The organism is Enterococcus sp. DIV0970a (genome assembly GCF_051711265.1).
GTDB classification, from domain to species: Bacteria; Bacillota; Bacilli; order Lactobacillales; family Enterococcaceae; genus Enterococcus_D; species Enterococcus_D casseliflavus.
This window is the reverse complement of the sequence record NZ_JBIOMF010000001.1, coordinates 1,612,859-1,634,523: the sequence shown is the minus strand read 5'-3', so window position 1 is coordinate 1,634,523 and position 21,665 is coordinate 1,612,859. Positions and strand designations below refer to the sequence as shown.

Sequence of the window (21,665 nt, the reverse complement as noted above, 5' to 3'; positions counted from 1 at the left end):
TCACCTCTATTTCTTTTTACCATCGATATAGGATTGGGCTTTTTGTTTTGTTTGAAGCTTTTTATACTGGTCAGCAACTTCAAGGAATGCTCCGACAACCAAATCAATTTCATCATCTGCAGCATCCATCAGCTTATCGAACGATCCTTCACCCAGCACTAAATCAATAACGTCTTTGACAACGGACTCAACTTTATCATTAGCTTCAACGACTGCTTCGTAATCACCTGATTCAGAAGCGGTTTTGATAACCTTTTCTTGCTTTTGAATAAATTCAAGCATTTTGGGTAATTCTGACAAATACTGATCACGATATTTCTTACCTGTTTTGATTCCGAAATCTAAACCCGCAATTCTTACTGGTTGAACCTGCTTTTTAAAACCTACTTCGATTAAATTGTTTTTTGACATTTGTATTTCCTCCTAATTTTTTTATGTAAAAGAAAAAGGCTAGTACAATGACTAGCCTTCTGGGAGTTTTGTGTCCTCTGGAACACCATTGAAAGATACTTGCATTTCAAAGTTACCACGGTTGTTTGGTCCCCCACCGGTATGGACGATACCTGACAAGGTAGCATTACCTTGAATTACTCGGCCATCTGGTTCAGTATGACGGAAAAATACAATTCGATCTTGTCCAGCTTTATTTAAACGATCGCGTACAAATTCTTGAGCTGCATCAGTGGCATATTTTCGGTGACCAGTAAAAGCATAAACACCGGTAACTCTTGTGATATCGGTGTTTGATCCACCTTTATCACCGTAATATTCATATGTTTCAGATGATTCATCTTGTGAAGGTGTTGCTTCCTGAATACCATCTGCTAGCTCGTGAACGGTCGTAGGTGGCACAAGTTTTCCGTTTTCACCAACCGTTGCAGCTACACCGATTTCATATTTGTTCATCCAGTTAGGTGAATAGCCTTCACCAGCTGCAAAATACTGTAAATTCATTTTCATGAAATTTCCTCCTATTTACTTATATTTAATCGAACAGTTAGTACATAAAGATATGCATCATGTTCTTGAATTCCTAAATTTCTAGGCTGTGTGTAAACTTCACTCGAATCAAACAAAAATGAGCCATCACTCGAGCGAAGTGTGACCCATTCACCATTTTCTTTTCTTGGCAATTTATCAAAGCTATCTGCAATCTTCCAAGCATCATTAAAAGCTTGTGATTGGTTTGTGTTTTTGATAATGATTTGAACCATGAACGGAATTTGCCTGTTTCTAGCCAAGTCCTGCTGTCCTTGTCCGGATGCAATCCCTTGTATAGATAAATCTCGTTCATTGTGCTGAGGAGGTTTGTCTTCTTGAATGATTTGCTTCCCAGTGCTTGTTACTCTTGGTGTTTCAAGTTCTAATAAGCGTAAGTGATCAGCAATTCGTGCAAATAAATCCATCACAGAGCCTCCTTAATTGCTTTTTCTGCCACATTCAGTACTTCATCCATATCTTGAGCTTTCGCAACCTCAGCCCACCGTATGGATGCTTGAGGATTGTGGTTTTTAGATGGAGTTCCCCTATAATATGCGTACCCAGCATACTCTGTACCCCATACCAGTTTTCCTTTTGGGAAATCACTATCAACCCAAACACTAGCTTCGGTTGCCCCAGTGTCTTTTTTAACATACTGATTAGCCGCTTTAGCAAATGCGATTGCGGTCGGATTGAGAGCGGATTCGATAGCTCTCTCAATACGATCGAAATTACCTTCAAATCTCCCGCTCATTGCAACATCACCTCAATATGATGTGGATCTAACTGGTCCGTGAAAACCTCATAGCATTCAACGATTTTTAGTTTGCGGTTTTGAAATGTAATTGTTCCATCCTCGCTAGGATTTACAAAAGGTTTTGAATTAACAGCATCGACGTACAAAATGCCGTTAGTCAAAACCTCTGTATTATCCGTTTTTATAATTCTTTTTCGCTTAGGAGTAAACCTCACATGTTCAATCTTCTGTGGGTTAGGTAGTTCACCACTTCCCATTGAGCCATCATCATCAGGCTTTGGAGCCTGATAGATAACCTCATGAATCAACAAGTGTTTAGGTATTGGCTTAAATGACACCGATCCTCACACTCCTTTTTCTCAAAAGACCGGTTCCCTCTAGATATGAAAGACAATTTGGAGCGACCCGATTGGCTTGCTTACTCGTTGACGTTGTTGCGCTAGAATAGCTAAACCCGCCGATAGAAGCGCTTTGACCGCTCAAAGTATTTCCTGTAACATCAAGATCTATACCTTCAACTTGATAGTATTCAATTTGAGCACAACAAGCTTTTTTTATCAGCAGCTGTACATGTTCGGAAAATTTATCCAAACCGATTTTAGGCACTTGATAATCTGTCAAAGAGTCAATAATGTCCGAAGCCCTTTTGGATAGACGAGAGAAGTTCCCAGCTTCAACAGGCGTTCCCTCGTAATCATCCTTATAAAAGACTTCATCAACATAAGGTTCAGACATGATCTTCACCTACTTTTCTTTTTTGTCTTCCTTCTGGTCGTCTTTGCCGGCTTTCTTGTCATCTTTCTTTTCTTCAGCACGTTCTAAGAAAGAATCATCTAGATTTACAGAAACTTCTTCAGCACGTTTAACGGTCATATCAATGACCGTCCCTGCTTCATAAACTTCTTTAGTTTCTTTATCACGGAATTTTTTTAAAACGTTGTATTTTGCCATGTTTTTCACCGTTACCTTTCTTATCCTTCTGGAGTAGCGTCAATACCGAAGTAAGCTAGTGCTTTAGGTTCACGAATGATGAAGTCAATATCATCAAGCATGAAGTGATATGTTGCCTGTTTTGCAACGGCACGACTGTCTTGAGCAGCAGTTGTCAATGTAACAGTTAAACCAGAAACTACAGCTAGGTTTTCGTATGGAGTAAACAGAATTACGTTGTTTTCCATAGACTCGACAACTTCGACGCCAAATCCGCCAATATTGCGTAGAGCACCATCCACGAGCACTGCATCACCCAAAGCAGTATTTCGATTTTGTAATTCAACAACATAGTTTGTTGCTGTCGCTTGAGACATAAAGAACTTAAATGTTCCTTGACGCAAATATTTTGGTTCAATTCTAGCAGTTGCAGCTGTTAGCTCTTGAATCGTTGGCAATTTTGCACCTTCTACTTTAACTTCAGCAGATGCTTTAGCCATTTTGATGTAACCATCATTTAACTTCACGAATGCATCAGATGAAGATTCATCCCCATTAAATGCTAGATCTTGCAAATCCGCTGCATACTGAGCTTGCATTAGTGAAAGTAACGCTTGACGGACATCTTGCCCACGAGTACGAGCGGTATAAAATGTATTGCTGTTCTCGATCCATGTATCCAAGTAAACCGGAACAAGAGAGAATGGTACTGTGTCTTCTTCTTTGATATCCGTGCCAGTATCTTCAGTGTTAATACCTAGATGTTTTTTCAATGTACGCTTTTTAACACCTAATTTATCCAAAGATCCTGTACCTGATTTGGCAAAATGGACAAATAATTTCCCGATAGTTCCTGCAGTTGCAACTGCATCTAAGAAGAACGCTCGAGCATTGTCTTCACGTAAGGTAACGTTGTTACCAGCTTTCAAGATTGCGTTCATTTGTTTGATCAATGTTTCGTTCGATAAAACGTTTGTCATTTGTGTTTCCCCCTTTATTCAGAAATTGGGAAAGCAGCGTCCACATAAGATGGTACAACCGATTTCTCAACTGTTTCTGTGTAATTTTGTTCTGCATTGTTGCTGATTCGAGATTTTTCTAGATTCTCGATCTTCGCATTCAAAGGTGCTACAGCTTCTGAAACAGCCTTAGCAATAGCATCAGCATCTAATTCAACGCTAGCTTCTGAATTCGCTGTTTCTGGTTTTTCATCTGATTTATCGCCTTTTTCCAAAGCTGATAAACGATCGTTTACTGGTTTCAGTGCTTCGCCGAGTGCTTTTTTTAACTGTTCTTCTGTCATTTCCTCATCCTCCTCGGATTTGTTTGTACTAAAAAAGGACTTAACCGTTTCGATTAGTCCTTGTTTGCTAATTGATTTAGTTGTATTTATTGTGCCGATAAGTGTGGATAACTCGCCGATTTCCGACTGAATGCTGGCGACTTTATCCGCATCACTGTCTGTGTAGTTGTCCAAGATTGACCAAGTGGCCGATCTGAAAGCATCGATCGCCGCATTAACATCCCGGTAAGTTTTACCTCTTTCAAAGTTGTCGGCAGTCTGCTTCTGAACTTCTTGGACCTGAGCTGTACCGGCCAATGAATATCCTGTAAAATCACCTTTCTGGATCGACTCCCACATTTCATCAGTAGCTTTAGTGACAAGTACCCACGTCCCTTTTGTGATTGTGGTTTCGCCGATAATCATATCAACAGGGGCAACGTAACTCTCTACTACTTTTCCGGCATTCGTGGTGAAATCGTGCTGTTTGTCAATTTGTTGATAATCCGCCATGAATCCATGTGCAGCCTTCTCGATTGTGTCAGCATCCATGAAATCTCCATGAACATCTTCAACATCAGGCTCATAAACAACACCATATACAAGTTTTTGTGGATCATCTGATTTAGTAACCAACTTAACTTCGGTTTCAAAATTTGGTTTTAAGTCTTCGGCAGACTTAGTAAGAAAGAATGATTTCTTATTTGCTGCCTTATCCACGTATGAAACATGTGTTACAAGAACGTTTTCTAGTTTTCGCATTTTCTCACCACCTTTCAATGTTATAATTGTTAATAAAAGGACTGATTTTATGGAGCAGGAATACTATAACAGTGAATATCTAAGTGAATTACTCGAATCACCTAAGACATCCGATTTTTATTTTCGCCAAGAACAATTAAAAGTTTTTTTATCTAATTCTATTGATAAAACAAGCGATATAAAACCTTATCTTGCAGCGATCGTTGCTGCTAATATGTCTATTCTTCAATTTCTTAAAAACAATGAAGTTACCCTTTCTGAAGCGTTAGAACAAGATTCTACTTTGAATGAACAGGATAAAATCTCACTTATCAAGTTCGAAAAAGATTTAAGCTATTTGAAACCAGTTGGCGGACCTATTGATTATGTAAGAGAAATATTCCCTGAATCAATCGATACTTTTATATTATGGTTTATCATTATCCGATCTATTGCGTCATCTTTAGGTAAAACATTTAATTTTACAACCAAAGCATTAATGGATCTTCAACAAATAAAGCGAAATGATCTAGAGATCCGATTAAGGAAAATAGAACTAAAAGAAAAAGATAGTAAAAATGAGAAAAAATGATTATTCAATTTGTGGCACCAAAAAGCAATGACAATGTATTGACTCCTTAGCAGATAACATAGGGTCACGAGGATAACGGCAACTTTCGCCATTGACGATGAAATACTCACCTTTAGCGATTGTTTGACCGTCCATTGCCTCGTGACCTTTTCTCGGTTCTTTGATGCCATGAGTATGGCGCCAGGTCATGCCAATAACAGCATCGTTTTGCATTAATGCTTCATACTGGCTGCCAGAGTATATCCTTAAACCCTCAGTGATCGCAGTTGTTCTGGCACGATTACGAGAGAATTCAGGTAAAGATGAGAGTTTTATTTCAAGCCACCGAATTCCTTTGCCTTCATCGAAAGATTCTTGAATTAAATCAACGATGGCATTTTCTGTGGTAACATTCATAAGTTTAGGCAGATTCTTAAGCCATTTTTCAACATCCCGATAGTGTTTAGTACGATAATCAAATTCTTCTTGTCCATCATATTTAGTGTTGAATTCATCAAATAATCCAAAGAAATTCTTTCTTAATTGAGGAATGACCTTATTTTTCATATTTGATTTAAACGACCTTCCTCTAAGCATGACCTTGATAGATAACTTGGTGGGTTTCTTTTTCCTTTTCTCTAGGAACTTCTGTACTTTCTCCCAGACTTCTTCATAGTCAATCTGTAGCGTGTCATCCATCTTATCTTCGGTTTGCAAAATATACTTGAGCAAAATCGGAACAAACAAAAAGCCAGCTTTTTCTAAAAGCTTGGCTAATTCTTCATCTTCTTCTTTTTTTAGCTGTAAAGCGGCTTTGATTAGTTCTTCATCATTCATCAGCCTTCACACTCCGGATCATACGTCGAATACTTGCAGCAACTTCACTTACCTCTCCTTCGCCATATGCTTTGGATACGTCTAATTCATCAAGATTTAAAGCTGATGAGGTTGTTTGATTCTTTAACGGATAATTGTACTCGTCACCTTCAAATGCCTCTAGTGGCTTATTTAGAGCTTTAGAAAGAATATCTCTCAGATCATTTGGAGCCACGGCATTTGCTTGGATAGCCGGTGTGAGAATTGCCTTCACATCCTCCATATTCACTAAATTGGAGGATTTTAGGAATACTTCAACGTATTTAAACTCATATTCCCTAAACAGCGAATTAATACGCCAATCGTAAGATTCTCGCATGGGTTGAAATACTTGTTCTTCCGTAAGTTCCTTGGCTGTTTCAGCTGTGGCTCTGGTGTAATCACTTGACCTAGCAACATAGATTGGCGGCAATCTGAAAGCCCCAAGAACTGATTCAATGACGTTTGCATCATACTCAAGAAACAAAGCATCTTTTTGCAGGATGTCTGCTAATTTCTCGATATTGATAGATGGCTTGAATTTATCTTCACCCACCCCTATCATCTCTTCAGACGGACTCACCTTCTCAGCTTCCAGCAATAAAAACTTATGCTGATTTTCTTCTCCGCCAATAGCATTCGCATATGCTTGTAACGTAGCTTCTGATTCTTCGGTTAATTGGGCATTTTCTAGAGTGATAGCCAGTGGGATATGCCGTCCTTGTGTGAAGTACCTATGATTCAGTTCATCAGCTTTGCGATTTCCAAGAATCTTAATTAAAGGACCAATCCAACGAGGTTTACCATACGGATCTTGAAAGTCACCATTTTTCAGATGAATAATTTCTGTTGCAGTTCCTTCTCCCTCTGCTGCAATACTACCGTTTGTGTTTAAGGGTGTTGGGTCGCCAAAAGTTTTAAACCACGTACCAGATTCTGTTGCAGAATCATCCATAGAGTCACGGAATACAAAATAGCGGACTTTTATTTCTGAACCATCTGCATTTACTACTCTATTTAATTTAGTAACAGTCATATACTCAGGCTTTACAGAATCAATTCCTACAACATCACCTTTAAGATTACGAATAACTTCAATATAGCCATTCCCGCATTCTTCAACATGTCGAATGACCTCCTCAATCACTTCTTTCGGCGGACGTTCAAAGGATAATTCTTTGAGAAGGGTATCCAATTGATTCCATTCTGCCTTCATCTCTGCTGTTTCTTCGGTGTCGTCAACCTTGTAACGTATACCAAAACCAAATCCAGCCACGTTCGTTACGTATGCTTCAATTGATTGATTCAGAATGTCAGATATATCGGTGATTGATCGTAAAGTAGCAATATCATATGGTGGAGATAATTGGGTCAAATCTCTTCTTTGATCAAAACCACCTGCAGACTTAAACTTTAGAGTTCTTTTCTTCTCAATGCTCACGTTCTTTTTGATATATTCTTTAGGAACAGATCCTGACGATCCGCCACTAATAATTTTTGATGTCAAGAAACCACCTCCTAAAATGCTGTCTTTCTATTTGTACGTCTTTTCTTGGCTTGCTGACCTTTACGTCTTTCCAGCTCAATAGAGTATCGTAGCATCGCCATTGCATCATCAAAGAAATTCACCGGATCGTCCGTAAAAGTATTTGATTTCTCGTCCTTTCTCCACTTCCATTGTTGTATTTCTTTGATTGTATTTGTACAACTTGGATGGATATGGATGCGCATCTGCTTCAAATAATCGATCTGCGCTGAGACACTTCCGGGTTCTTTTACAACAGGTTCAGCATGATAGCCAGCTTTGCGCCACATTTTAATTCGATCCGGTTCGGCAGAATCACACCACATAACCAGTTTTTTATTGATTCTTTTTTCATTAGCGATCGCAATAAGTTCACTCGTATCTTTTTCGAACTCGTAGATTTCACGGCACAAAAAAAGCTCACCATCTTTAAATCCAATCTCACCAATAGCATTGGCATGATTGAATCCAAAGTCTTGAGCGTTAACCATGTAGTCAAAACGTTCTTGATCTGTGTTAAAGTTTTCTACAATGTAATTAGTAAGGATAAGTCCACCAGACTCACCCCATTCGCCTAGCCCATAGATTTGATATCCATCAGGATCACGCTCTTTCCGCATCATCATCCGCCGGTGATAGGCTTTATCTATGAATCGATTCTGTAGATATGTGGATTGATGAGTAAAGATGTCTGGATGTGTTACATCAAAATACTTTGCCTTAATCCAGTGAGTAGCAGATACCGGGTTAAAAGTAAAAGTCATTTGATAGTACAGATATGGGTTAAAATCCAAATTACCACGTAAACGGTCATCAAGAATATCTACATCGGCTTCATAAAGTTCTGTCGCTTCCTCGATCCATATCCAAGTTAGTTTTCCACGATCAAATGTAATAGATTTTACTTTTTCTCGCTGTCCGTCATCTTTCATTCCACGAAATATCACTTGATTGCCAGTAATTTTTGATTCGAGCATCATAGGCGATGATTTAATCGACCAATATTTGTGGTAATCAGATCCGTAGATTTTATAAATAGCAGATTTCAATTCAGCATACGTACTATCTTTATTTGACTCGGCGACTTTACGAACACAAAGAAGATTTGCTCCTTTATACTTCGGATCTCCAAGTTTTATGATAAAGTCTTGCGCAGTATTTACTGATTTACCAGAATCAGCTGATCCTTTAGCTAATCGATATCTTTTCCTAGTGGTATTGTATGTTTGGAAATTTCGGTTAAATTGTACCTTAACTATCATTTGGCGCTTCGTTTTCGCCATCGCCATAATCAACCACCACTTTCAGATCCATATTGCCATCTAGTTCCACTTTATCAGTCCATAGGCTATACCTCTTGCCAAGGAGTTCAGCTGCTCTTATACGATCTTTATTAGCTACTTGCACATCTTCTATCGTTGAACCATATTCAGATCCTTGAAAGACTACCGTTTGATCTGTTTCTTCTCCTCGCATAACCTTACTCAAATATTCCAGGACCTCTTCTTGATTAGCAATCTTTTCTGATTGTAGCTGTTCAAGTCTTTCGTCTATATATTGTCTAATGTCAGGTTTTGTCAGGTTCTCACTACCTACAGACTTAGCAGTTCGTTTACTATACCCAGCAGAAATGGCGGCTTGAGTAGCATTACCGCTGATAAGGTACTCATCCGCAAACCTACGTTGTTTTTCAGTTAATTTCACTACTCTCACCTCGCAATCTGTGTTTGTTTTGTAATTCTATGTAAAAAAAAAGACCTCATGAGAGGTCCAACTAATTAGTAAAAATCCTTTAATAAATTAATTATCTCTCGCGTATCTTTTATCATAGCCTCAGTCTTCACATCACCTTTAAATTTTGACTCTTTTTCATCAAATTCTTTCTCAAACAATTTGTTTATCTCGTCGTGATTATTTTCCGGTGTTATATTTGGATACGCGGAGTAACTAGAAAGTTCATTTCGCAGTATTTGCAATGTATACTTTTTCATCTCATCAAATACATCTAGGTCATTAGAAAAATATTTATTAAAATATTCTACTGTATCTTTTACATTTTCTAATCTTGACGAAGTTTCGGCTTGATTTCTGATTCCCATTATAAAGGTGTATTTTGTGATATCCTTGACTAACTTTTGATTGTCTTTCTTCAAAGTATCAATTGTTTTTTTATTCAAAACCAGTTGATAAGTAACAACAAATACTGACAGTGTAAGCATTATACCTGCTATAGCTATCATGGAATCAGACACAAAATTTGCATGCTCAATTTGCATTTTAAAAAAATCGGTCATTTCACTATTCAATATTTTCACTCCTTTACCTATATCATACCAAGAAACAAAGTGATACCCAATAGAAAAAAACAGCCCCGAAAGACTGTTTAGTAGGAGGCACCAAAGATCATGTGAGTAATCTAATTGACAACTCCCAATCAGGAATGTAGGACTTGAACCTACGACTTTCAGATTAAAAATCCGATGCTCTACCAAACTGAGCCAATTCCTGAAAAAGACGGCTAGCGAATGAAGATAAGGAGTGTGTGCAACTCCATTCATAATAGATTTTTTGTCGCCGTCTTAATTAAATCCAGGGCGCTGGGAACAATTTTCAGAAAGGAGGTCTGCCTACGTATCTTAAAGGAGTGCGCCCTGTTATTTACAATAATTGATAATACTATCTTACTATGGATTATTGGTACTAAACCGCCATTATACCGCCAAAAAACCGCCATTTTTCAGCGATAAGCGACAAGCTTGCCACGACGATAACTTTCAGCAAATTCAACCAATGCATCTGATTTCATTCGCTCAATTTGCCGAACTGAATAGCCCATTTCATCTGCGATCCTTAGATTAGAATACTGATCTTGTAAACAGAAGCTATAATGAAGTATCTGTCTGCTTGTTAGCTTCAGAGCCATAAGCGCTACAATGATTGCATCTCTTTCTGTTTCTGCATCCAATCTCTGAATAAAAGCATCCTCAGACTTATTTCCATTACTAGGCGTTCTAGGCATATCAGTAATAATCGGTGAGCGGACATCGATCTTTGAACGACCTGCAATCCGCTCCAACCGACGGTAGTTCTTCAAAACATATCGTGCATTCTTTCTCGTTTGCGAGAAATCAACTTCTCTTAGTAATAGCATCATTGCTCAATCGCCCCTTTATTTGGTATAATGAAGTTACCTTGGCGGGGACAAAATCATTATTTTGGGGCATTGGGCGATTGCTTAATGCTTTTTATTTTGCTTTACTTTCGATCTCTTTTAACTGCTCTGTGACGATCACTTCGATGATCAAAGCCAACTTGTTCCATATAATAGCTTCCTCCATAATCTTGCTCCTTTTCGTCTGTAGCCTTGCCTATCACAACACATAGAAACATAATCACGACAAAAGCCGTTGTACCTAATACTGCAAAAGTCATCTTCATCCCCCTGCTTCCATAGCATCTCTCACCAGCGGATCGTTAATAATAATCTTGTACTTCATCTGCTCATGCTGCAGCTGTTGTTCTAGCTTCACGATCTGCTGTTGCTGGTCCACAATTGTATAGGATAGCCAACTTAACCCTGCGATCGTCAGCAGTATTGATATCATAGCTAGTACTGTATAATGATTAAATTTCATTGGCTGGCTCCAATAGTTCTGGGTTCTCGTAGATATTGCCACATACACCGCAATAATCTTTGATGTTATATAGCCAATCCTCATCCCCTGCTGTGAAAGTTCCATTCTCGAAAACTATTTTTTCATAGTAGTGATATCCATGTTCAGAATACTTAATTACTACTATATCTCCCTCGAAAATCTCCATGCCGTTCTTGTCTTTCAAGCCTGTTGATTGCATGAGATACTCTGGTTTCACTTCTATCCAACCAAAACCATCGGTAGCCTCAACCAAAACCTCACCATCGCCGAATCGGTTACTCGTCACTCGGACTTGATCGTTCATAAATTTCGTATCTGGTTCCCACGCTCTAAATTTTGGTATCATTTTATCCCTCCTGTTTGCTATCGCTGACTATTCTTTACTGTGTTTAATGAAATGACAATTCACTTCATTTACCATTTCTAGCGCTAATTATTTACCAAGTTATTTCATTATGCTATCCTTAATTCAACATAAAAGCTTTTATATGAGGAGAATAAACTTATGAAAAAGTCATTTTTTATTTTAGGCTGTGTTCTGGTACTATCTGGATGTTCTAACAAAACGTCCGTCAGCACTGCTTCCGATTCGTCTGATACTTTACAAACATCTTCGACAACAATGGTTTCTTCTGCAACAGAATCACACGAAAATACTACTGAAGATTCTCTCGATAAATATCAATCTACATCGGAATCACAAGATAACACTTTAGAAAGTAGTTTTATTGAAAACTCTAGCAATCAAGAAACTTCAGTCCCTATGACAAATAAAGAAGATGAATACTATCAACAAATTAAAGATGCTTGGCAAAAAGAGAAAGATTATATAGACTCTGTCACTGACCCAAAAGTAAAACAATCTTTACAAACTCCTTTTGCTGCTGCTAATGCCAAAGCAACTGAATTAGTAATGAATAATCCATCAGATGAAACAATTATTATGAACGCTTTGAAAAAAGTTGTAGATGATCAATAACGTTGTAAATAGTCCTTATGAAACTTAAACTAGTTTTCGAACTAGTTTTTTTATTTCGTCGGATAACTGACTTGGTAAAATATAAAATATGTTACAATACCTAAAAGGAGGTATTGCTTTGGGAACTTTTTTAGCTTTTATTTGGTATATTTTTATAGGATTTATGCTTTATGGAATCATCAGATTGGCAGTTAAACACGGAATTTCAGATTCCAAAAAAAAATAATTTATGATTCTGTTGCTACTCTTTTAGGGTAGTTTTTTTATTTCCACAATTTTGGTGGATACCGAACTTTATTCCACACAATTACTTTCTTCATTTACTTCCAAAAATATAGTGGCGCCTTTTGATAATATTTTTTTTACTCTTTGAAACTCCTTAGAATCTACTTGGACTCGACTATCATCTTCAAGGACTACAAAATACTTATCCGCTTTTTTTGATACTGCTACTACTTCCTTATCCATTTATGAATCCCTCTTTCCGTAATTTCTGTCACTTACTGACTTTCTTTCCTAATATTCCGTACAAGCGATCACATACGTTCCGACTTCTTGGCTCTTGATCACATCGGCAAATGAAGTCCATTTACAAAGCTCACCAGCAAAAACTCCATAATCTCCGAATTCCATTTTTTTATTTTTTTGTGGTTCATAGATTTTCAGTTTCCCTTGTTCGAATGCTTCTTTTTCGGATTGCATGATATCCGTGCTATCCCACATACCCATTTTTTCAATTTCACATTCTTCGATATCATTTAGATACTCGACTTCAAGTCCAATTTGCTCATCGTATAAGACTAAGGCATGTAAAAGTGACGGCGCTGCGATCCATTGGTATTCATCAACCTTAAAAACTTTCATGTCCTCGATCGTGTAATCTTCGTATGATAAATTAATTGTTTTCAATTCAATTCCTCCTAGTTGGTAATTTCTTCCGATTCTTAACTAACAAATTTTTGATGAGACAACTTGAGTTCCTCGTCGCCAATCATCGAATATTTCAACGTTGTATCTATGCTTTCATGGCCTAAGAAGTTCATCACCAATTCGATCGGCATCCCGTGCCTTCTTGCCAAGGTGGCTGCAGTTCGTCTGAATCTATGTGGATGAACATTTGCTACACCTGCTCGATTGCCCAAACGCTTTACAAGCTTCTGAACTCCAGCTGATGACATTTCCTTACCTATTGTTTGTCCGAAGAATAGTGGTCCAGTAATATGTGGCACGTCTTTCAGATAGTGGTTCAAAGCCATCTTCGCTTTTGCATTCAGGTATAGCGTTCGCTGCTTATTGCCTTTACCGATCACTGTGATTGAGTCATTTTCCTGATCGTAATCCCGAAAATTGAGTGAAACTAATTCCGAAACCCTACAACCTGTGCTAAGCAATAACTCAATCACTAAAGATTCTTTGGAGTTTGCTGTTGCCGATCGCAACTTTTCAACTTCTAGCTCGCTGAATTCCTGTTTCCTACGTTTGGGTACTTTGATGGCTTCTACTCTGGTCCCAGGATCTTTTGCGATATATTCCTCGTTGCATAACCATTTGAAGAATCGAACAATACAACCTCGTTCTCTTGCTAGCGTGCCTTTGCTAACCCTATCGATCATTTCCCTGTTGGCAATAAACAATCGAATGTCGTTAGTAGTAACATCACTGAATGGCTTCCTAACGCTTCTCATGAAGAGATTGATTGTCTGCATATAAAGATTCAAAGTTCCGCTTGAAAGTCCCTGTATCTTCTTTGAAACGAAGAATTGCTTGTATGCAGCAATATCAGATGTTTCATCGTAAATTACAACTTCGTTTTTCTGTTCAGTGATCAAATAATTCGCACATTCTACCGTTAGAACATCTTTTAGCTTTTTCAACTGATCTCCGCTTAACAGATCCTGAAGTTCGAGTAATGTCCTATTGATCAATTTTTCTTGCAAGTAAGTCCACCTCGCTTCTAGCAGACTTCGTGGAATTTCTTAAGACTTACTACAGTCACATCGTTAAGATTTCGTTGTATTTCATCATCTTTTTCTTCAATGCAGCTGAGGATTCTTACTCGTGCTGAATTCTTGTAGATTCGACTTACTTGTGCTCTTATCTGACCTGAAAAAGGTCTTCCCGGAGTGCAGATGTAGCTTTCACCAACTTTTACAGATCCTTTTTCTTGAACATTTGCTGATTCATATTCTCCAAAATCTTCGAATGGCGCTTTAATGCTTCTGCTTCTCATTGATGGTCCCTCCTAAAGTGGATTAATTTCAATTTCTGTTCGAGGATTGAAGCTGTAAACTTTACGGCAGATGCTAACTGCTATCTGGCCATCGTCTTTATACAAAATGCCGTTTACCGCATCCGTCACTGCTTTGAAATAATTATCAATGTCTGGCTTTTTATCGCAGTACATTACATTGTCTCGTCCTCAAGCAAAGTCCTGTTTTTCTTTACTTTTGAGATATAAGCTGGTGGATATACGAAGAAGCAGACATCAACAATTACTGGTCCTTTTTCAATTAACAGCGGCCTTGTTGACATAGCATGGTATTTGACTGCATTTTTGTATGCTTTCATCGCTGATTCCTCATACGGAGTCTTACGATGCTTGGTGAACCTCGGCCTTGATTGAGGCTTTGGTGTGATCGGTATGACAATTTTCAAGCAATCTGCTCCTTTCAATGCTTCGTTTTGTTTAGATATGCTGCTAGTTTTGCATCAAGCTCTGCTTGGCGCTCAGGTGATAACTGTTCTTCCCCCTGTTCGTTTACAGCCCAATCAGGTAGTTTTTCCTCACGTAGTGGCTTTTGATTATAGCCTTGTTTCTTAGCGCCTCTAGTTCGTTGATAATCCCTCGCTTGATCGATCGTTTTAACGTTAGCATCTGCCCATTCCTGCAAAGAAGCCGTTAAAAAGCTAATAGCTCTATTCTTAGGGACGTCTTTACTACCAGCAAGTTTAATGGCAGCTTCTACAAGTTCATCGCCATAGAGATCCACCAGATTAAGCAGATCTTCAACCTGTACAACATTTGGAAAAAGCCATAATTTTTGGAAAGTTCCAAGGGATGCACTCTCGCCCGCAGTAGCATCTTCTTTTATTTCCTTTTCTTTACTTTCCTTTACTTTACTTTGTTGATTATTCCCCTGATTAACTGAGTTATTCCGCCCGTTAATCGAGATATTCGACCGATTAACCTCGTTTGTCAGCAAATACTTAAATTCAAGCTCAACTTTTTTACGTTCCTTAGTGGCTAGAATGTATCTGTTTTGAATTCCTTTAGAAGTTAATACGGAGTATTTATCAAAAATATCTTTATCAAAGAATTTTACTTGCACGGCTTTTCTAACCAGTTCTTCAACTGTGCCCTCCTTCGTACCAACTTCGTCAGCCACTAAGAACGCAAGGTCGTCATCCCACAAAACGTAATACCCCTCATCACGATAAATATTAGCCAGCAGGGCGACCAGTATATGAACGGCTTCTTTACCGCATGCTTTAATAATTCTTCGAACTTTTAAATCTGATAAAAAATCGACATCCAGAGGAAAATAATCAAGACCTTTCTTCGTTGGTCTTGCCACGCTTATTCCTCCTAATCAGAGGGAGTTAAACTCCCTCACTCTTTTAGTATTCGACTTCTGGGAAAGGAACTTCGCCATCAAAGGGGTCACCTTGTATTGCAGCGTGTGGTTGATAGGTATCAAATAACGCTTCTTGTTTTGGTTCTTCTTTAGGCATCTGGTTTTTAAGCAAGGTCAGAAATCTTTTCGCTTGATCTTCGGTAAACTTTTTATACATGTTTGCTTTGTACTTCGTTAATAGGTCATCTTTAGTTGTTTCTAATGCTTGAGATACAACCTCAATCATCAATTCAATTTCGGCAATCAGATCCGGAGAAGCTACTTTATTGTTCTTATTCTGATCATTAACAACTGTTGATTTATCATTTGTATTTAGTACTAATCTAGCCGCTTGTTTCATAGATTCATCTTTAGCATTTTTAGATAACCACTCTACATATGAACGATCATCTTTGGCAATTTCACCAAGCGTTCTTCCTTTATTTTTACCGAAAGTAACTTTAAGAGCAGAAGCATCGCTAGTATTCATAGTTTCTAACTTTTCTTTGTTAAGTAAATCTTTCATATCCTCTACATCTTGTGTAAATACATTCGAGAGCGATCCTACTGTCAATGCTGCATCAACTTGTGCTCGTTTTTTCGCCATTTTTAGTACTGTATTCACCAGTGTATATGGATCTTGATAATCTCCTGTCCAAACTTTCTTACGTTCAATTTCGCTCCATTCGTTCTGTCTATATCTGGATTCTTTAGTATTAGCACTTCCAAATCCTTCTGTAATAAGTTGCCCATTCTTTAGCAAAGAAGACTTCACTGTATAAGCGAAGAATCCGTTAGTGTAATCTTCGACTTTATCAACGATTTCATATTCACTAGTTAGCCCCATGAGCATCAAAATCTTTTCTGCACCTGGTTTCAATAGAGTTGGTTTGTTAGTTCCCGGTATAGTACCGTAGTCTTGCTCTGGACGTAATGTTTTCTGAACAACTACTTGAAAATTATCAATAGCTTGTAATTGTTGAGATACTTGCTCGATGTTAGCGCTCATTACCAAATCCATAGCGCTATTTTGTATAGCTAAATCGTTAGACATATTACTTAGCCACCTTTCTGAAAGAAATATCATATTGCTTCATAAACTCATTCATTGATGCTAAAGCCTCATATGTTCCGGTAACTTCCAAAACGAAAGTCAATATTTCCTGCTCAACTTGCTCCTGTACTTTTATAACTTCACCTGTTTCCATATCGATCGTAGTATCATTTACTTTAGAAAATTGTTCATTTGCTAGCTTAGACATTGCTGAATCATATTCTTCTTTTGCAATTCTTTGTCGCTCTTTTTCTTCAAGGTCAAGTCGTTTTTGCTCAACAGATTGTTTGATCTTCTCAATTACTTCTGCAGTTGATAGACCACGATCAATTAAGCTCTCCCAAGCGTAAGGATCTAAACCAGATAACTCTGCAAACTCTTTAACAGCCTCTTTACTAGACAAAATTTGCTGTTTTTGTAAGGATAGAAATCCTAATTTACTATGAATAGCTTCGATAGTTTTCTTTGTAGGTTCTCCTTTTTTTGTGAAAGCAGTTGTGTTGTACCAACTTTTATCAATTTCTAAATCCTTTAAGTCTTCATTTGTCAGGCTATGAGATACCATCATTTCTGAAAGTAATTCTTGAAGCTTCTCAAGCCGAATTGCCGTTTGTTTCGATTCGAAAGAATCAATATCTTGCTTGATTCCATCTATTACAAGTGCAAGCTGACTAGTATACTTCTTGATTTTTCTTTCGAATTCCGTCAAGGGTTTTTGAAATTCGCTTTTGACTTTTTTCCGTTCATCATCTAGCATATTTTTAATTTTGTTTAGCTCAGTTCTGGACTGCTTTGCTTCAGCCATATTCTCCTCACTGAAAACTAACGATCCATAAAAGGCTGCTTTTTCATCAACATACTGCTGCAGATTCTCTTCGTTTTGGATTTCTATAGTAGAAGGGTTAAAAATAACTCCTACCTTCATTTCTGTGGTCAATTCGTTTGTTGGCATTGTGTTTTCCCCTTTTCTGTTTTAAAATGGAGACAAAGATATTTATCAAAATATTCGATGGACTTGCTATTGCTTTGGTCGGCTAGCAGGTCTTTTTTCTTTGTCTTTAATTACTGATAGTCCTTTCAAAATCCCTTTAGTCGCATATTCACGTTGCATATTATCGAACAACAACCAATGTTCAATTTCAGCTAGTATGATCTCTGCTTTGTCCTTATCGTTCAATGCGCTTCACTTCTTTCTTCTGGAAGTCTTTAGCAGCAACATCATAGACAACATTTGCAAAGGCCCATAAGAAAACTAATGCCAAACCTGCTGCAATGTGAATAGCTGAGAATGCTACTACGAATAGTAATAAAGTTGTTACGGTGAATGTATTTTTGATTGATCGTTTCATGTTTATGCCTCCTTGAAATTGAATACATTGCTAATTTTTTCCAAGTTTTTTCTTTTCTTGGCTTCCTTAATAACTTGATCAAACTGCTTTCCAGCACTTTCCCTTAAAAACCTTTCCGCTTCATATATGCTGACCACTTTATTTGTACTAAACTGAATACTTTGAATTGCACCGAGATTTACCAAAGCGTATATATTATCTTTGCTAGTCTTAAACTCAGCGGCTAGTTCTGGCAATGTGTAAACCAACATTTTTAATCATTCCTTTCTCTTGTTTCTGACTGTCTAGTCATGTCTCGCATATCCCAACCGAATCTATTGCACATTGATGATAAAACAGATAATTCCAACCTAACTTCATCACTAAGCTCAAACCAATATAGTTTCAGATGATCGATCTCAATATCTGATAGTTGATCCGGTTCGATAGTAAGCAAATCCCAAACTTCATATTTTTTCTCAACTTCAATTCGTTCCATTTCTTCCTTGTCTTGCCCAACCATTTTGGATAGAGGGTGATTATCTCTTCTTTTTCTGTTTAATGGCTTAGGTGTGTGGAATAGCGCTGCTGCAACCTCAAAGTCAACATTTGGATCTTGTAAGTATTCAGCAATATCAACAACCTTCTCAATCCCCATGGATCTTCGTCCATTCAAAACATGACTCAGTAATTGTGGAGAAATATTTATATCCTGAGCCATCATCCGTTGATTAAGAGCTTGCTTGTCTACCTCCTTTCGATAGATAGCCGCAATGTTCTGTTCAATGGCATTTACGCTCATATCTTCATCTCCTTTGTATTTAGTTATTTGTTTTCGTAGCAGTTGAACTGCCATAAAATGTATTTAAGCAACAAGTTCCGGTATTGAGGCGAACTGCCACTTTCTATCAATATATTTATAAATGTCCTGCGCTAATTCATCAGTAGCTAAGAAGCGAATAATGATTTCTTCAACACCGCCAGTGTTTGTGAACAGTTCGCCTTCAATACCAATAGAAATATTAAATTTACGCTTAATCGCTGGAACGATCATTTCGATATATCGTTTAAGAAACCCAGAATCGATGTTTGCTTTAATCATTTGTGGTTTGTCTTTCATACTTCTACCTCTTTTAACTCATTTTTGTAGTTGAATGCTTTAAAAAAAATTTCCTCTTTAGGTTCATTGAAAATATCTTCAATGTGCTGCATTTGAGAGGGTTTTGGTGAAGTACGTCCGATTTCCCAAGAACTGACTGTTTTTTGAGAAACTTGAAGTAACTCGGCTAATTTATCTTGTGACATTGACTTATTTGCTCTGATTTCAGCTAGCTTGTTTTTCATGTAATCACCTCCGTTACTACCTTATGTAGTAATAATATACCACAAAAAGTAGTAAGTCAACTCTTTTACTACATTTTTTTGTAAAACCTCAATTTTTCTTTCTCTACCACAATATGTAGTATATAATTTTTGATGAAGGAGGGATCCCATGTTAAAAGATAGGCTTAAAGAGTTACGAGCATCTAAAAAAATGACACAAGTTGAATTAGCAAAAAAGCTCAATGTGTCACAGCAAACAGTAGGTAGTTGGGAAGTTGGCAGGGCCGAACCCAGTTCTGAAGCTTTAACAAAGATAGCGACCCTCTTCGATACTACAGTGGATTACTTACTTGGAATAGAAGATAAGAAAGCTGCCATTAAGATTTCATCCAAAGTGGACACCATAGCAGCTCATATAGATGACAATGTTACCGATCAACAAATGGATGAAATTTTAAACTTCATTGAATTTATTAAAAATCGGGACCATAAAAAGTAGGTGATCGATTGCAATTGTCCGAAGAATTAATGTCAATGTTTCCTGACCTTACTTATAATATAGAACCATCTATGCCTGATTCTCAGAAAGGGTTACTGATTAATGATGTGATCTATCTCAATCCCAACCAAGAACGATATGAAATGAATAGCACCTTGGCAGAGGAACTAGGTCATTACCTCACCTCTTACGGGAATATTGTATTACAGGATACGAATGAGAAACGTAAACAAGAACGCCGGGCCAGAGATATTGGCGCTACTTTGGTAGTTACACCATACGATATAATAAACTGTTTTGAAGACGGTTGCAGAACCGTTTTAGATTGTGCGGTTCATCTTGAAGTCAGCGAAGAAACTTTTAAAGACGCTGTTAAGTATTACGCTCGTAGGTTCACAGGGATTAAAACAGAAAACAACTACACTCTCCTATTCCAACCGGATGGGACCGTAGCAGTTTTAAAATCATTTAATAATTTTTAGGAGGGGTTTCGTTGGAATTAGAAAAGTTTAAAGATGATTTGAAAAATTTGGGTAAAAGAGTTACGACGCTAAAAGATAATATTGCTACTGAAGAAGCCACAAAAACATCTCTAATTATGCCTTTCTTTGCTAGTTTAGGATATGACATATTTAATCCTACAGAGTTTGTACCTGAGTTTACAGCTGATGTAGGTATAAAAAAAGGTGAAAAAGTTGATTACGCAGTAGTATTAGATGGAAAACCTATGATACTTGTCGAAGCAAAATCTATTAATGAAGTATTAACAAAACATGATTCTCAGCTGTTCCGCTATTTTGGTACAACCGAATCAAAATTTGGAATTCTAACAAACGGAAAAGAATATAAATTTTTTACTGATCTAGACGAACCAAATAAAATGGATCTAACCCCTTTTCTTTCCATTGATATAACGAAAATTAAAGATTCTCAAATACCTGAATTAGTTAAATTCCATAAAGATAACTTCGACATAGATAAAATTATAAGTAGTGCATCAGAACTTAAATACTTAAGCAATCTAAAGACTTATCTTGATAAAGAATGGGAAAACCCTAGTGATGACTTCGTTAAATATTTATTAGGTGAAATATACGATGGAATGAAAACAAAACAAACCGTAGATAGATTTCAACCTATTATCAAGAAAGGTTTAAATCAATATATCCAAGAGAAAGTTAACGACAAACTTAATGCTGCGTTAAAGACTTCTACAACACCAGATGAAGTTATTATCGAAGACAATGATGAAGAAATCATAATTAAAGATGGTGGAGAAATTGTTACCACACCAGAAGAATTGGAATCATATACTATAGTTAAAATCGTTCTAAAAGATTTGATTTCTCTAGACCGTCTGTTTTATAGAGATAACAAAAGTTACTTTAACATTTTGCTAGATGACAACATTAGAAAATGGATATTACGTGTGAGAATTGGAAGTGCAACTAGTAAAATTGAACTCAACAATGAAGAAAAAACAGTATTTGAAATTGACTCACCTATAGATATTTACAACTATTCAGATGATATTATCAATGTAACGAAAAAATTCTTGTAGGAGGATAAT

Annotated in this window: 34 protein-coding genes, 1 tRNA gene and 1 pseudogene; 5 read left to right on the top strand and 31 right to left on the bottom strand. The window is 37.3% G+C overall.

Translation table 11 applies throughout. The features are described from left to right. Positions 1–6 precede the first annotated feature (6 nt). From IGK14_RS07790 to IGK14_RS07750, 9 genes are read right to left on the bottom strand one after another with little or no spacing between them, the layout of a single operon-like run. Positions 7–411, bottom strand: coding sequence for a hypothetical protein (locus tag IGK14_RS07790; protein ID WP_010748254.1), 405 nt, complete (start codon positions 409–411; stop codon positions 7–9). A 51-nt stretch (positions 412–462) separates the two neighbouring features. Next, on the bottom strand, positions 463–960 hold the full coding sequence (locus IGK14_RS07785; RefSeq protein WP_010748253.1) for a phage tail tube protein: 498 nt from the start codon (positions 958–960) through the stop codon (positions 463–465). Positions 961–971: 11 nt separating this feature from the next. Next, positions 972–1,406, bottom strand: a complete 435-nt coding sequence (locus tag IGK14_RS07780; RefSeq protein WP_010748252.1) for a phage tail terminator protein — start codon at positions 1,404–1,406, stop codon at positions 972–974. Beyond that, the gene (locus IGK14_RS07775) at positions 1,406–1,735 is read right to left on the bottom strand and encodes a hypothetical protein (RefSeq protein ID WP_010748251.1); all 330 of its coding nucleotides are present in this window, start codon (positions 1,733–1,735) and stop codon (positions 1,406–1,408) included. The genes IGK14_RS07780 and IGK14_RS07775 overlap by 1 nt, the downstream gene beginning before the upstream one ends. Continuing rightward, positions 1,732–2,076: a putative minor capsid protein gene (locus tag IGK14_RS07770; RefSeq protein WP_010748250.1), complete on the bottom strand. Its 345-nt coding sequence runs from the start codon at positions 2,074–2,076 to the stop codon at positions 1,732–1,734. Before IGK14_RS07770 ends, IGK14_RS07775 begins: the two co-directional genes overlap by 4 nt. Further along, complete coding sequence (locus IGK14_RS07765) at positions 2,066–2,473, bottom strand: hypothetical protein (protein WP_010748249.1); 408 nt, start codon at positions 2,471–2,473, stop codon at positions 2,066–2,068. Before IGK14_RS07765 ends, IGK14_RS07770 begins: the two co-directional genes overlap by 11 nt. Before the next feature lie 9 nt (positions 2,474–2,482). Further along, positions 2,483–2,689 carry a hypothetical protein gene (locus tag IGK14_RS07760; protein WP_034695588.1) on the bottom strand — a complete coding sequence of 69 codons (207 nt, stop codon included), beginning with the start codon at positions 2,687–2,689 and terminating at the stop codon, positions 2,483–2,485. A gap of 20 nt (positions 2,690–2,709) precedes the next feature. Beyond that, the gene (locus IGK14_RS07755) at positions 2,710–3,648 is read right to left on the bottom strand and encodes a hypothetical protein (RefSeq protein ID WP_010748247.1); all 939 of its coding nucleotides are present in this window, start codon (positions 3,646–3,648) and stop codon (positions 2,710–2,712) included. A gap of 14 nt (positions 3,649–3,662) precedes the next feature. Then, positions 3,663–4,712: an XkdF-like putative serine protease domain-containing protein gene (locus IGK14_RS07750; protein WP_010748246.1), complete on the bottom strand. Its 1,050-nt coding sequence runs from the start codon at positions 4,710–4,712 to the stop codon at positions 3,663–3,665. A 49-nt stretch (positions 4,713–4,761) separates the two neighbouring features. Between IGK14_RS07750 and IGK14_RS07745 the strand changes: the two genes are divergently transcribed. Continuing rightward, positions 4,762–5,283: a hypothetical protein gene (locus IGK14_RS07745; protein ID WP_010748245.1), complete on the top strand. Its 522-nt coding sequence runs from the start codon at positions 4,762–4,764 to the stop codon at positions 5,281–5,283. Here the strand turns inward: IGK14_RS07745 and IGK14_RS07740 are convergent, their stop codons facing one another. The 9 genes from IGK14_RS07740 to IGK14_RS07700 all read right to left on the bottom strand — a co-directional run bounded on the left by IGK14_RS07740 (position 5,284) and on the right by IGK14_RS07700 (position 11,644). After that, complete coding sequence (locus tag IGK14_RS07740; RefSeq protein WP_010748244.1) at positions 5,284–6,099, bottom strand: phage minor head protein; 816 nt, start codon at positions 6,097–6,099, stop codon at positions 5,284–5,286. Continuing rightward, positions 6,092–7,624 (bottom strand): phage portal protein, encoded by a 1,533-nt coding sequence (locus IGK14_RS07735; protein ID WP_412045723.1) that lies wholly within the window; start codon positions 7,622–7,624, stop codon positions 6,092–6,094. The genes IGK14_RS07740 and IGK14_RS07735 overlap by 8 nt, the downstream gene beginning before the upstream one ends. A gap of 11 nt (positions 7,625–7,635) precedes the next feature. Continuing rightward, entirely contained in the window at positions 7,636–8,931 is a 1,296-nt protein-coding gene (locus IGK14_RS07730) for a PBSX family phage terminase large subunit (RefSeq protein WP_010748242.1), read from the bottom strand. Continuing rightward, a complete protein-coding gene (locus IGK14_RS07725; protein ID WP_010748241.1) occupies positions 8,894–9,346 on the bottom strand; it encodes a terminase small subunit in 453 nt (150 codons plus the stop codon). The genes IGK14_RS07730 and IGK14_RS07725 overlap by 38 nt, the downstream gene beginning before the upstream one ends. Positions 9,347–9,420: 74 nt before the next feature. Beyond that, on the bottom strand, positions 9,421–9,948 hold the full coding sequence (locus tag IGK14_RS07720) for a hypothetical protein (protein WP_010748240.1): 528 nt from the start codon (positions 9,946–9,948) through the stop codon (positions 9,421–9,423). A 128-nt stretch (positions 9,949–10,076) separates the two neighbouring features. Then, positions 10,077–10,150: transfer RNA gene (locus tag IGK14_RS07715), tRNA-Lys, on the bottom strand. A 229-nt stretch (positions 10,151–10,379) separates the two neighbouring features. Beyond that, entirely contained in the window at positions 10,380–10,796 is a 417-nt protein-coding gene (locus IGK14_RS07710) for an ArpU family phage packaging/lysis transcriptional regulator (protein WP_016608639.1), read from the bottom strand. Positions 10,797–11,076: 280 nt separating this feature from the next. After that, the gene (locus IGK14_RS07705) at positions 11,077–11,277 is read right to left on the bottom strand and encodes a hypothetical protein (RefSeq protein ID WP_010748237.1); all 201 of its coding nucleotides are present in this window, start codon (positions 11,275–11,277) and stop codon (positions 11,077–11,079) included. Continuing rightward, on the bottom strand, positions 11,267–11,644 hold the full coding sequence (locus IGK14_RS07700) for a YopX family protein (RefSeq protein WP_010748236.1): 378 nt from the start codon (positions 11,642–11,644) through the stop codon (positions 11,267–11,269). Before IGK14_RS07700 ends, IGK14_RS07705 begins: the two co-directional genes overlap by 11 nt. A 159-nt stretch (positions 11,645–11,803) precedes the next feature. Between IGK14_RS07700 and IGK14_RS07695 the strand changes: the two genes are divergently transcribed. Continuing rightward, positions 11,804–12,277 (top strand): membrane lipoprotein lipid attachment site-containing protein, encoded by a 474-nt coding sequence (locus IGK14_RS07695; protein ID WP_010748235.1) that lies wholly within the window; start codon positions 11,804–11,806, stop codon positions 12,275–12,277. Between the two features lie 294 nt (positions 12,278–12,571). Here IGK14_RS07695 and IGK14_RS07690 read toward each other — a convergent pair whose 3' ends face one another. From IGK14_RS07690 to IGK14_RS07630, 13 genes and pseudogenes are all read right to left on the bottom strand, one after another. Continuing rightward, positions 12,572–12,745 carry a hypothetical protein gene (locus IGK14_RS07690; protein WP_010748234.1) on the bottom strand — a complete coding sequence of 58 codons (174 nt, stop codon included), beginning with the start codon at positions 12,743–12,745 and terminating at the stop codon, positions 12,572–12,574. 48 nt (positions 12,746–12,793) lie between these two features. Continuing rightward, positions 12,794–13,186, bottom strand: a complete 393-nt coding sequence (locus IGK14_RS07685) for a hypothetical protein (protein ID WP_010748233.1) — start codon at positions 13,184–13,186, stop codon at positions 12,794–12,796. A gap of 35 nt (positions 13,187–13,221) precedes the next feature. Beyond that, positions 13,222–14,214 (bottom strand): tyrosine-type recombinase/integrase, encoded by a 993-nt coding sequence (locus IGK14_RS07680; protein ID WP_010748232.1) that lies wholly within the window; start codon positions 14,212–14,214, stop codon positions 13,222–13,224. 17 nt (positions 14,215–14,231) lie between these two features. Next, complete coding sequence (locus tag IGK14_RS07675; RefSeq protein ID WP_010748231.1) at positions 14,232–14,507, bottom strand: hypothetical protein; 276 nt, start codon at positions 14,505–14,507, stop codon at positions 14,232–14,234. A 12-nt stretch (positions 14,508–14,519) separates the two neighbouring features. Next, positions 14,520–14,932, bottom strand: a pseudogene (locus IGK14_RS07670) (RusA family crossover junction endodeoxyribonuclease). Between the two features lie 14 nt (positions 14,933–14,946). After that, positions 14,947–15,852 carry a Lin1244/Lin1753 domain-containing protein gene (locus tag IGK14_RS07665; RefSeq protein ID WP_010748229.1) on the bottom strand — a complete coding sequence of 302 codons (906 nt, stop codon included), beginning with the start codon at positions 15,850–15,852 and terminating at the stop codon, positions 14,947–14,949. 43 nt (positions 15,853–15,895) lie between these two features. Beyond that, a complete protein-coding gene (locus IGK14_RS07660; RefSeq protein WP_311902624.1) occupies positions 15,896–16,945 on the bottom strand; it encodes a hypothetical protein in 1,050 nt (349 codons plus the stop codon). Between the two features lies 1 nt (position 16,946). Further along, positions 16,947–17,897 (bottom strand): DUF1351 domain-containing protein, encoded by a 951-nt coding sequence (locus IGK14_RS07655; RefSeq protein ID WP_010748227.1) that lies wholly within the window; start codon positions 17,895–17,897, stop codon positions 16,947–16,949. A gap of 214 nt (positions 17,898–18,111) precedes the next feature. Further along, positions 18,112–18,294, bottom strand: a complete 183-nt coding sequence (locus IGK14_RS07650; protein ID WP_010748226.1) for a hypothetical protein — start codon at positions 18,292–18,294, stop codon at positions 18,112–18,114. Between the two features lie 2 nt (positions 18,295–18,296). After that, entirely contained in the window at positions 18,297–18,545 is a 249-nt protein-coding gene (locus IGK14_RS07645) for a hypothetical protein (protein ID WP_010748225.1), read from the bottom strand. Positions 18,546–18,547: 2 nt separating this feature from the next. Continuing rightward, positions 18,548–19,075, bottom strand: a complete 528-nt coding sequence (locus IGK14_RS07640; RefSeq protein WP_010748224.1) for a helix-turn-helix domain-containing protein — start codon at positions 19,073–19,075, stop codon at positions 18,548–18,550. A 63-nt stretch (positions 19,076–19,138) separates the two neighbouring features. Further along, positions 19,139–19,393, bottom strand: coding sequence for a hypothetical protein (locus IGK14_RS07635; RefSeq protein ID WP_194186081.1), 255 nt, complete (start codon positions 19,391–19,393; stop codon positions 19,139–19,141). Then, positions 19,390–19,617: a helix-turn-helix transcriptional regulator gene (locus IGK14_RS07630; protein ID WP_438711969.1), complete on the bottom strand. Its 228-nt coding sequence runs from the start codon at positions 19,615–19,617 to the stop codon at positions 19,390–19,392. The genes IGK14_RS07635 and IGK14_RS07630 overlap by 4 nt, the downstream gene beginning before the upstream one ends. A gap of 148 nt (positions 19,618–19,765) precedes the next feature. Here IGK14_RS07630 and IGK14_RS07625 point away from each other — a divergent pair, with 148 nt between their 5' ends. The 3 genes from IGK14_RS07625 to IGK14_RS07615 are packed head-to-tail and all read left to right on the top strand — an operon-like array spanning position 19,766 to position 21,656. Further along, complete coding sequence (locus IGK14_RS07625) at positions 19,766–20,095, top strand: helix-turn-helix transcriptional regulator (protein WP_010748221.1); 330 nt, start codon at positions 19,766–19,768, stop codon at positions 20,093–20,095. Positions 20,096–20,103: 8 nt separating this feature from the next. Then, on the top strand, positions 20,104–20,577 hold the full coding sequence (locus IGK14_RS07620; RefSeq protein ID WP_010748220.1) for an ImmA/IrrE family metallo-endopeptidase: 474 nt from the start codon (positions 20,104–20,106) through the stop codon (positions 20,575–20,577). 11 nt (positions 20,578–20,588) lie between these two features. Beyond that, positions 20,589–21,656: a type I restriction endonuclease gene (locus tag IGK14_RS07615; protein WP_010748219.1), complete on the top strand. Its 1,068-nt coding sequence runs from the start codon at positions 20,589–20,591 to the stop codon at positions 21,654–21,656. The last annotated feature ends 9 nt before the right edge of the window (positions 21,657–21,665 follow it).